Origin of the sequence: Aminobacter sp. AP02 (assembly GCF_003148805.1) — a bacterium.
Taxonomy (GTDB): domain Bacteria; phylum Pseudomonadota; class Alphaproteobacteria; order Rhizobiales; family Rhizobiaceae; genus Aminobacter.
On record NZ_QGGX01000047.1, the window covers coordinates 1 to 8,897 of the forward strand.

General features: G+C 58.3%; 6 protein-coding genes and 3 pseudogenes. 8 read left to right on the plus strand and 1 reads right to left on the minus strand.

Features of this window, described 5'->3' with window-relative positions:
• A pseudogene (locus C8K44_RS26760) lies at positions 1–196 on the plus strand (IS21 family transposase); the annotation flags it as partial.
• A 151-nt stretch (positions 197–347) separates the two neighbouring features.
• On the opposite strand, the pseudogene C8K44_RS28120 reads toward C8K44_RS26760, so the two are convergent.
• Positions 348–636: pseudogene (locus C8K44_RS28120) on the minus strand (hypothetical protein); the annotation flags it as partial.
• Positions 637–2,830: 2,194 nt separating this feature from the next.
• On the opposite strand from C8K44_RS28120, the gene repA reads away from it, so the two are divergent.
• The 7 genes and pseudogenes from repA (at position 2,831) to C8K44_RS26800 (ending at position 8,726) form a co-directional block, all read left to right on the plus strand.
• Complete coding sequence (gene repA, locus C8K44_RS26770; protein WP_109578802.1) at positions 2,831–4,024, plus strand: plasmid partitioning protein RepA; 1,194 nt, start codon at positions 2,831–2,833, stop codon at positions 4,022–4,024.
• Positions 4,024–5,049: a plasmid partitioning protein RepB gene (gene repB / locus C8K44_RS26775; RefSeq protein WP_109578799.1), complete on the plus strand. Its 1,026-nt coding sequence runs from the start codon at positions 4,024–4,026 to the stop codon at positions 5,047–5,049. The genes repA and repB overlap by 1 nt, the downstream gene beginning before the upstream one ends.
• Positions 5,050–5,204: 155 nt before the next feature.
• Positions 5,205–6,413 (plus strand): plasmid replication protein RepC, encoded by a 1,209-nt coding sequence (gene repC, locus C8K44_RS26780; RefSeq protein WP_109578803.1) that lies wholly within the window; start codon positions 5,205–5,207, stop codon positions 6,411–6,413.
• A gap of 90 nt (positions 6,414–6,503) precedes the next feature.
• Entirely contained in the window at positions 6,504–6,875 is a 372-nt protein-coding gene (locus C8K44_RS26785) for an antitoxin Xre-like helix-turn-helix domain-containing protein (protein WP_109578804.1), read from the plus strand.
• Complete coding sequence (locus C8K44_RS26790) at positions 6,868–7,386, plus strand: RES domain-containing protein (protein WP_109578800.1); 519 nt, start codon at positions 6,868–6,870, stop codon at positions 7,384–7,386. Before C8K44_RS26785 ends, C8K44_RS26790 begins: the two co-directional genes overlap by 8 nt.
• 401 nt (positions 7,387–7,787) lie before the next feature.
• A pseudogene (locus tag C8K44_RS28125) lies at positions 7,788–7,940 on the plus strand (IS6 family transposase); the annotation flags it as partial.
• Between the two features lie 375 nt (positions 7,941–8,315).
• Complete coding sequence (locus C8K44_RS26800) at positions 8,316–8,726, plus strand: hypothetical protein (RefSeq protein ID WP_245417655.1); 411 nt, start codon at positions 8,316–8,318, stop codon at positions 8,724–8,726.
• The last annotated feature ends 171 nt before the right edge of the window (positions 8,727–8,897 follow it).

Genomic DNA, 8,897 nt, shown 5'->3' on the forward strand with positions numbered 1-8,897 from the left:
GGTCGAGGCGGCCTGCCAGGAAGCGCTGGACCATGGCGTCTCATCGGCGGCGGTGATCCTCAACATTCTGGCCCGCAGCCGCGATCCGGCGCCGGCCGCGATCCTTTCCATTCCCCAAGCGCTGAAGCTGGCTCACGAGCCGATCGCCGACTGCGCTCGATATGACAGTCTCAGGAGGACGAGCAGCCATGGCTAAAGCCGAAAGGCCAATCAGCCGCGCCCGATCAGGCTGTGCAACCCCGACCAGCTCCGCCTGATCGGGTGCTCAGCGTCGTGCCCTTCACCACCCCAAACGGGTCCATTTTTGTGCGAAAATACGGGGTCCCGATTCCACGGTCATTGACAGGCAAGACGGCATGCGCGCGGGTGAGCTCGTGGGTTGGGGTGCGAATGTACATGTGGGCGTTGTGGAGGACGAGATCCTCCAGGTGGACGAGTTCGCCCTCAAGCCAGAGTGCTGCGGCCGCATCGGCAAATTGCTGGCGCTCGACAAGGCCGTCGCGCACCGGCGAGCGGGCTAGCCGCTCGTCCAGACGCGCCAAAACCTCGATTGCTCGCGCGACCGGCCCTATGAGCCTGCGTGCTCTCTTTTGGCCATAACTGGAACGTTCGTAAGGTCTTGACTAACCTTGCCATAATCCCGCTTAGCAAAGTTAACTAGCACTTGATTTTACCCAGAGGCCATTCAGCCAGAATCCGGCGATCCACCCTCACCTCGACGTCCTAGAGCGCGCGCCAGATGGCCAAGGATGCCCCGTCCCTGCCTTCGACCAAGGCGCGGTACATTTTCGCCCTGGGTGCAGTATGCCATCAGCCAGTACTTCCAGCTAGCCCAAATTGCTGAGAAGAAGAGACGTCGCCACCTTTGTGTACTTGGTCTGGGACGACCCCGCGACAACGCGCCCAGCGCCTCCGATTTCTCCTTAACGGGCTCGGTCGCGTTCCACAACCGCCCCTCCCCAGCCCGACACCTTAAATCTTGCACTGAAATCGTCGGCCATCACTTTCCAGCCAAACGCAAGGTCTATGCAGCAATTGGCTTGTCGATAAGTGCGGTTGACGCCGAGGCCTTGCGGCGGAAGAGATAAGAAACGCATTTGCCCTTCTACCGTCCTACGCAAACTATCGAGTTGGCCGATACCTACCGGTTCGGAGGATAGCACAATGCACAAGCCTCAAGCGCGCTGAAGCTGCGAATGCGTCACTGTACTCCCGTCTGCGTAGTTGCACGAAGGCGGCGACATCGGACACCTTTACTGCCATACCGAGACCTGCGCTGGCGACGCCCTTTGTCGACTGTGGCAACAGGGGTCGGCTGCTTGCTACACTGTTTCCAGTGACCGCCGCAGCAAGATCACTTCACTTCGGCTTAAACTATAGACCGACGAGGAGCTTCTGCACCCACCCAAGGACACGAATGAAGTCGCACATGCCCGCCTATGTTTCAGCGTGGGTGACGCCTGAGATTGGATGCACCCCGTCCTCTGATGAGAGAGCAACCTGCTAGTGCCCTTCCAACCATTCTGGCCCGCGGTGCGTTGGGCTCAGATGAGGCGATCAACATCGAATGAGCCGAAACGCCGCGAGCGTGCGATCGGACCGATTGCCGATCGTCTACTGAACCTCTGACAAAGGTGTTCGGCTCGTATTTCGATCGACCAAAAAGGTCGTCCCTCGTGCACATTGCGAGCGAGCGTTCGCTGCCCAACCATCTTCTTCCCCCGCAGATCGCCGCAGAGCTCCCATTTGGCGACAGCAGTGCGCTTAAGAAGATTCTCGGGTGATTCCGTCGCGCCGCCAGAAGAGCAGCAGACATTGGTCGCTCCCTGCGGAGCATGGCTACATGCGCTCCCTCGTCTCACCCAGCAAAATTCACCTCCTCGCCAAGAGGACGACTACAACCATCCACCCTCCTCGAACCCACCTTGAGCTCTGGGCCCAACCGCCCCCGCGGATCGCGGGCTCCGCTCACGAGTAATATTATTTAGGCCATTTTAGTCAGATGGTCAGCTGACGCTTCAAAGCACTCAATCAAGCGCCCCATCTACCATCACCCTATGAGCCACATTCAAAGGATCCACAATCGATTGGCAGCATCTTCTGCGACATTGCGCATCGGGTTTGGGCTACCCATCCCGGCGCTGCCTTTCGCGACAGACGGTCGTGAGGATAGCCAGAATTATACTTAGATCGACTGCCAGACCTGCTTTCGATGTTGGCTCCGTTCTAAGCCTCGCTTGACGGCTGGCACGTAATCATCGCGCTGCATGCCGTGTGAAACATCATATCGAGCTGAGAACAACCCATGGCCGCATGCCTAAGATTCCAATGCAGCGAGAAGGGCCGCCGCGCTCAGGCGGCCCATGCACGTCACATTGGCGTGAAGATCAATCTCGTCGGCGACAGGTGCAGCTGTAGATGTCTCCGGCTCGCCATCTCACTTGGTGGGACCTTTATCAACCGGTTAGGCGCCTCAATAGGCGGCCGCGAATAGGCTTGAGCTGGAACCCCTGTCCAATCAGAGCTTGCCCAGGTAGCTATTAACCTTCACTCAACGCTACTTGCCAAGCCGGCCCTTGCCGCCGGCACTGTGGCTTTGATTCCAGCGAGCAACCAGTGGAGTACTTGCCGACGCCTGTGCGCAGCCCGGATGGCCTCTTGTTGTCCGCGGACAACCAACTTTGCCCTTTGGGAGGCGCAGTTGTCCGCGGACAACCGAGTGGCCAGAACCTCATGGTTAAGTGTTTGTCAAATCTTCACGAATCGGGCCATACTGTATCTGCGCAGTTTAGTTGCTTTTTTCGCGAAATGCGCAGTTCGAGGTTAGATGATGATGCACAGCAGAATAGACGGCCACGAGCAGGAGCATCTTCCTTCGATGTTGTCTGCGGATTCGCTGGAGCTGTCACGTCAGCTACAGCTCCATCAGCAGAAGATTTCCCCGCCTTCCTCGCAAAAGTCGATCCGGCAGTTCACCCCATCGGAGGCCGCTTATTACATCGGCATAGGTGAAGGATATCTGCGCCAGGTCGCTTCCGAAGGCTACGGCCCTGAGCCATTGGCCAATGGGCGGCGCATGTATTCTCCCGAAGATATGGACCGGATTCGCCTCACGCTCGACGAGAAGAATGGGGCCCAGAAGTACGTTCCAAATCGGCGACCTGGCGAAAAGCTTCAGGTCATTGCCGTAATGAACTTCAAAGGGGGCTCGGCAAAGACCACCACATCGGCGCACCTCGCCCAGTACCTCGCCATTCGAGGCTACAAAGTTCTGGCTATCGATCTCGACCCGCAGGCTTCACTGTCCGCGCTATTTGGCCATCAGCCCGAGCTCGACGTGGGCGAAGGCGAAACCCTGTTCGGGGCGATCAGGTATGAGGATCCGCGCCCGGTAGCCGAAATCGTTCGCGCCACCTACACCCCCAATTTGCACATCCTCCCAGGCAATCTCGAACTTATGGAGTTCGAACACGATACCCCTACCGCCATCGCATCGGGAAAGGCCGCGTCCATGTTCTTCGCCCGCATTGGCGAAGCGCTGGCCCCGATCGAAAGCCTCTACGACGTCGTGATCATCGATTGCCCGCCGCAGCTGGGGTTCCTGACGATGTCGGCTCTTTGCGCTGCGACGTCGGTTCTGATCACCGTTCATCCGCAGATGCTGGACGTGATGTCGATGAGCCAGTTCCTGGCCATGACCAGCGAGCTGATGGCGGTCGTGGAAAGGGCAGGGGGGCGAACAAGCTATGACTGGATGCGTTATCTCGTTACGCGCTTTGAGCCCAATGACGGTCCACAAAGTCAAATGACCGGGTTTATGCGGGCGATTTTCGGCAATCGGATGCTTCATAGCCCGATGCTGAAATCCACTGCGATCTCGGATGCGGGAGTTACCAAGCAGACGCTTTACGAAGTGGAGCGCGCGCAGTTTACCCGCGGCACCTACGACCGTGCCATGGAATCACTCAACCAGGTTAATTCCGAAATCGAAAGCCTCCTCAAGGCCAACTGGGGGAGAAAATAATGGCACGCAAGAACCTGATCGAAGTCTCTGCTGGTGAAGCACCGCGACCTTCTGAGGCACTGGCAGCATCACGCCCGATTGCGGGATTGGTACCCACAGGGGTTCGTCATGGTTCCCCGATCGGGGGGATCGCCAAGACGCTTGGAAACATCACCCAGAAAGTCGAACGCGCCCACGACCTTGAGCGCCAGATGGCTGAAGGCAATACGGTCGTTGAACTTGATACGGCGCTCATCGACGCTTCGATGGTGCGCGATCGCCTCGCAATGGATGCGGCGGAACTGTCGTTGCTCGTTGAACAGATCAGGGACCACGGACAACAGGTCCCTATTCTTGTCCGGCCTCATCCAGAGGTCAAAGGTCGGTATCAGGTGGCCTACGGCCATCGCCGAATGGCTGCCGTCTCGAGGCTGGGCATTAAGGTCCGCGCGGTTGTTCGAAACCTCACCGACGACGAGTTGGTGGTTAGTCAAGGCCAGGAAAACAACGCTCGTACCAACCTGTCTTTCATCGAAAGAGCGTTGTTTGCCGCACGACTTGAGGACCGTGCCTTCGCAAGAGATGTGATCATGTCGGCGCTGGGCGTCGATAAGGCCGCGTTGTCGAAAATGATCAGTGTTGCGCGCCAAGTGCCTACCGAGCTGATTGAGGCTATTGGCGCGGCGCCTGACGTTGGGCGTCGACGCTGGATGGAACTGGCCGAATTGGTGACTGCTCCAAAGCTGCCGGATCTTTTGTCGATGCTCTCGCAAGACACGATGAAGGCAGCCTCGAGCGATGACCGCTTCCAAGGAGTGGTTAGTGCGCTCACAAACAAACCGACCAAGCCAGCACCACAACTGCCACCGTTGGAATGGGCGCCGGCCGACCAGTCAGTGAGCGTCACGGCCAAGTCGAATGGCAAGACTTATACGCTGGCCTTGAAAAACAAGGATGCCGCTGTTTTCGGCGGCTGGATATCCGCGAATCTTGGGCGCCTCTATGAGGCGTTCAAGGATTCAGAGAAGCTTGAAACAGGAGACTGATCGCAAAAGAAAAAGGCCCCCAAACGTTGCCGTCATGGAAGCCCTTCTCATAGCTTGAACACCTAGAGAATCGCACTTCCTAGAATCGCTGTCAAGAGTCGCGGCACCGAACCGGTGAGCAGATTTCTTTTGCCTGGTGAAAAGGCAAGGAAATGATGGAGAATCACATCTCGACGACGCCCTTTGGGCGGCGGCCGCTGTCGCTTGCCATGGTGGCAGGGCAACTCGCAGCCAACAGCTGTGCGCCTGGCGCCAGCGCCAACAAGTGGCAGGTGTTTCGCGCCGTCTGCGAGGTCAAGGGCCTGCTGGGGGCGAGCGATCGCGCCCTTGCTGTTCTCAATGCGCTTTTGAGCTTCCATCCCGACACGGAACTCGTGGCAGGGGAGGGGCTGGTGGTATTCCCGTCCAACACCCAGCTTGCGCTGCGTGCGCATGGCATGGCCCCGGCGACGCTCAGACGCCATCTCGCGGTTCTTGTCGACTGCGGCCTTGTGGTGCGCCGCGACAGTCCCAACGGCAAGCGTTACGCTCGCAAGGGATTTGACGGCGCGATTGAGCAGGCCTTCGGCTTTGATCTTTCACCGCTTCTGGCCCGTGTCGAAGAGTTCGAACGTATGGCCGAGACGGTCAGGGCCGAGCGACGGGCGCTGCTTTTGGTGCGCGAGCGCATCACCATCTTGCGCCGCGACATCGCCAAGATGATCGCGTTTGGTCTCGACGCCGAGATTTCCGGCGACTGGCAAAGGCTGCACTTGGAGTATCGCGAGCTTGCGGCCGCCATTCCGCGCACTGCGAGCAGCCTTGAGCTCGAACCAATTGCCACTCAATTCGCTACATTTGCCCAAGACGTGCGCAAGGCACTGGAAAATCACGTAAAAATGGCAAAACCAAGCGGCAATGAGTCTCAATCTGAGCGCCACATACAAGATTCAAATACACAATCTCATGAATCTGAACACAGCCTGGAAGAGAGCCTAACTCCGACTGCTGCAGTACAAGCGCAGACGAAGAGCCAACCACCCGCAGGATATCCTCTTGGTATGGTGCTGCGAGCTTGCCCTGACATAGCTCAATATGCACGCCAAGGCATTTCAGGCTGGGGCGACTTGCTGGACACGGCTAAACTGGTCAGCGGAGCACTTGGCATCAGACCCGACGCGTGGAAGCAGGCCTGCGACGCGATGGGGACGGTGGATGCCGCGATCATGGTGGCCGCGATTCTGCAGAAGGGCGAGGCGATCGCAAGCCCAGGCGGGTACCTGCGCAGTCTCAGCGCCAAAGCTGGCGTCGGCGAGTTTTCGATTGAGCCGGTTCTGATGGCCTTGCTCAGGGGCAGGGGACGGGCCTACGCCAAAGCAGGGTGAAATAGATCAGTGGAAACTGAGACAAGTCGGCTGCGCTTGAACTGAGCGAGAAATGAGCACAACGTCATCAACATGCGACAGGAGCGGATCATGACAGCTCAGAGTTTAGGAGTTTGGGCGGCTCATTTCGGTGACGCACGTTCGCCTTTCCTGTCGGCCCGACGCGTTTCGGAATTGTTGGGCGTGACCCAGTCCGAACTCGCCCGACTTGTCGGTGTTGCGCGCAATACGCTGACGGCGCGCTCGGGCACGCGAAAGGTCGATCAGGCGCTAAGCCCTGTCGTGAGCATTCTGGCCATGGCCTCCGAGATGGCCGGCGACGAAAACCGAGCGGTGATCTGGTTCAAGCACCAGCCGATCCCTGGATGGGCAGGCAAGACGGCCTACGATCTCGTCGGCGAGGGCAAGGCCAACAAGGTTCTGGCCTATCTGGAGGCGGTTCGCTCGGGCGTTTATGCCTGACGCTTCAACGCCTGAAATCCGGACGTTGTGGCGTGCATTCGTGCCGCGCTGGGCGCATATGCCAGTATCGGGCGAAGGCCCCGCGCGATTTGGCGGACGCTGGAATCCGGTCGGAGCACCTGCACTTTACGCTGCGTGCGAGCTGTCCACCGCCTGGGCGGAATACAACCAAGGTTTTGTCCAGCATCCGGCGCTCATCGCTCAGCTGGAACTTTCATACGCGAATTTGGCAGACCTGCTCGACGTTACTGTGCAAGAGCGACTGAGCGTTGATCCGGCCATTCATAGATGCGAGTGGCGTGCCGTTCTCGATCTGGGTAGGACGCCTGAAGCACATCTGCTCCGACAACGGCTGATTTCTGCGGGTTTTGACGGTGTTGTCTATCCCTCCTATATGTCACCTGGTGGCCATTGCGTTGCCTTGTGGCGCTGGAACGGAGAAGGCCAGCCCACGCTACGGGTCATTGATCCGGACGAACGCCTGCCGAAGACACCTGCTTCCTGGCTGTGACACGATAATTCCAAGGCGTTGAATGTGTCCGTGACCTAACCGTGCTGAACTCTATCCCACTATCAAACGTGCGACGTTGCAGAGCCTAGGTCTGGCGTCATTACGTTGCCTTAGGGTTGCGGGGTCGCGCGACCTCGGAACTGGCTTTGCACGCGGTTTTTCGACGCCGGTTTCTTGAGTAGCATGATGTAGCTTTAGTGAATGGTGTTTTCACTTTGGTAACGGGAAGTCTGGCAGGATTAATCAATACTTTATGCCCAGCCGGACTTGCTTCTCAAAGGCCTCGGTGGCCTCGACATAGGGCGACTGTCGCAAAGTTTTCGGTAGGCGGACTATGGCATGGAACGCTCCGCAGCTTTCGAGGAGCACGCAATTTTAAGGACCGCCATTTCGACCAGTTGATGATCCTGTTTTGCTTCAACCTCACGCTTCGCAATCTTGAAGAGATGATGGCCAAACGCGGCCTGAGCGTCGATCACTCCACCGTACATCGCTGGGTCGTTCGTTTATCGCCACAACTGCTGGAGCGCTTCAACCGGCGCAAGCGAAGCATCACCGGCAATTGGCACGTCCACGGAGCGGAGCGCGGTAATGAACTGTGTCGCGTCGGTGAGGCGAGCCATCCGAAAAACATCCATCGCATGCCCGTTTCGGCGAGTAGCTTCAAAGGTGGCGAGGGCTGTTCCAGCCGATCAGCGTAACATTGTAATACGTCCGTTCCCGAGTAGGCGATTTTTCCGGCGGATCGGGGGCAGCAAAGGCAGGCAGCTCAGCTGCCAAGACGTCACTGTAAAGTCGCCATGTCAGAGACCAAATGGGACGTCTGCTCGGAGCCGACGGCTGTTCCGTTCGTCCTGGAAGCAGGATAAGGTGGACCTCAGATTGGCCATGTGTGGCTCAAAGACGATCTCGCGCGCCGTACTCTGCCAATGTCGGTTCTCACAGATCCTGTCATTGCCCTCTTTGTCTCGGTAGGTCTCGGCTACCTGATTGGCCAACTAAGGATCGGCCCAGTTCAATTGGGCGGCGTGTGCGGCACGCTGTTTGTCGCCCTTGCGCTTGGGCAACTGGGGGTTCGCATCGGGCCGGACCTGAAGAATGCCGCCTTCGCGCTTTTCATCTATGCGCTCGGATTCACCGCGGGACCGCAATTCTTTGCCAACATACGCGGAGGATGGCGCGACGGCATCTTTTCGGTCATCGAAGTCGTAACGGCCCTCTTGCTGGTCGTCGCCTCGGTTCTCATTTTCGACTTCGATCCCGGAACGAGCGCCGGACTATTCGCCGGCTCTGCAACGGCATCGGCCGTCCTCGGCACCGCGTCCGAAGCCGTGACGTGACTCGACCTGCCGCAAGCGGACACAAGCCAGCTGCAGGCCAATATGGCTACCGCCTACAGCCTGACCTACCTTTTCGTGTCAATGACCGTGGAATCGGGACCCCGTATTTTCGCGTAAAAGGGACCCCAGCTTGTTGTGGTTGTGGGCACGCCGGTTAGCGCCCGATCAGGC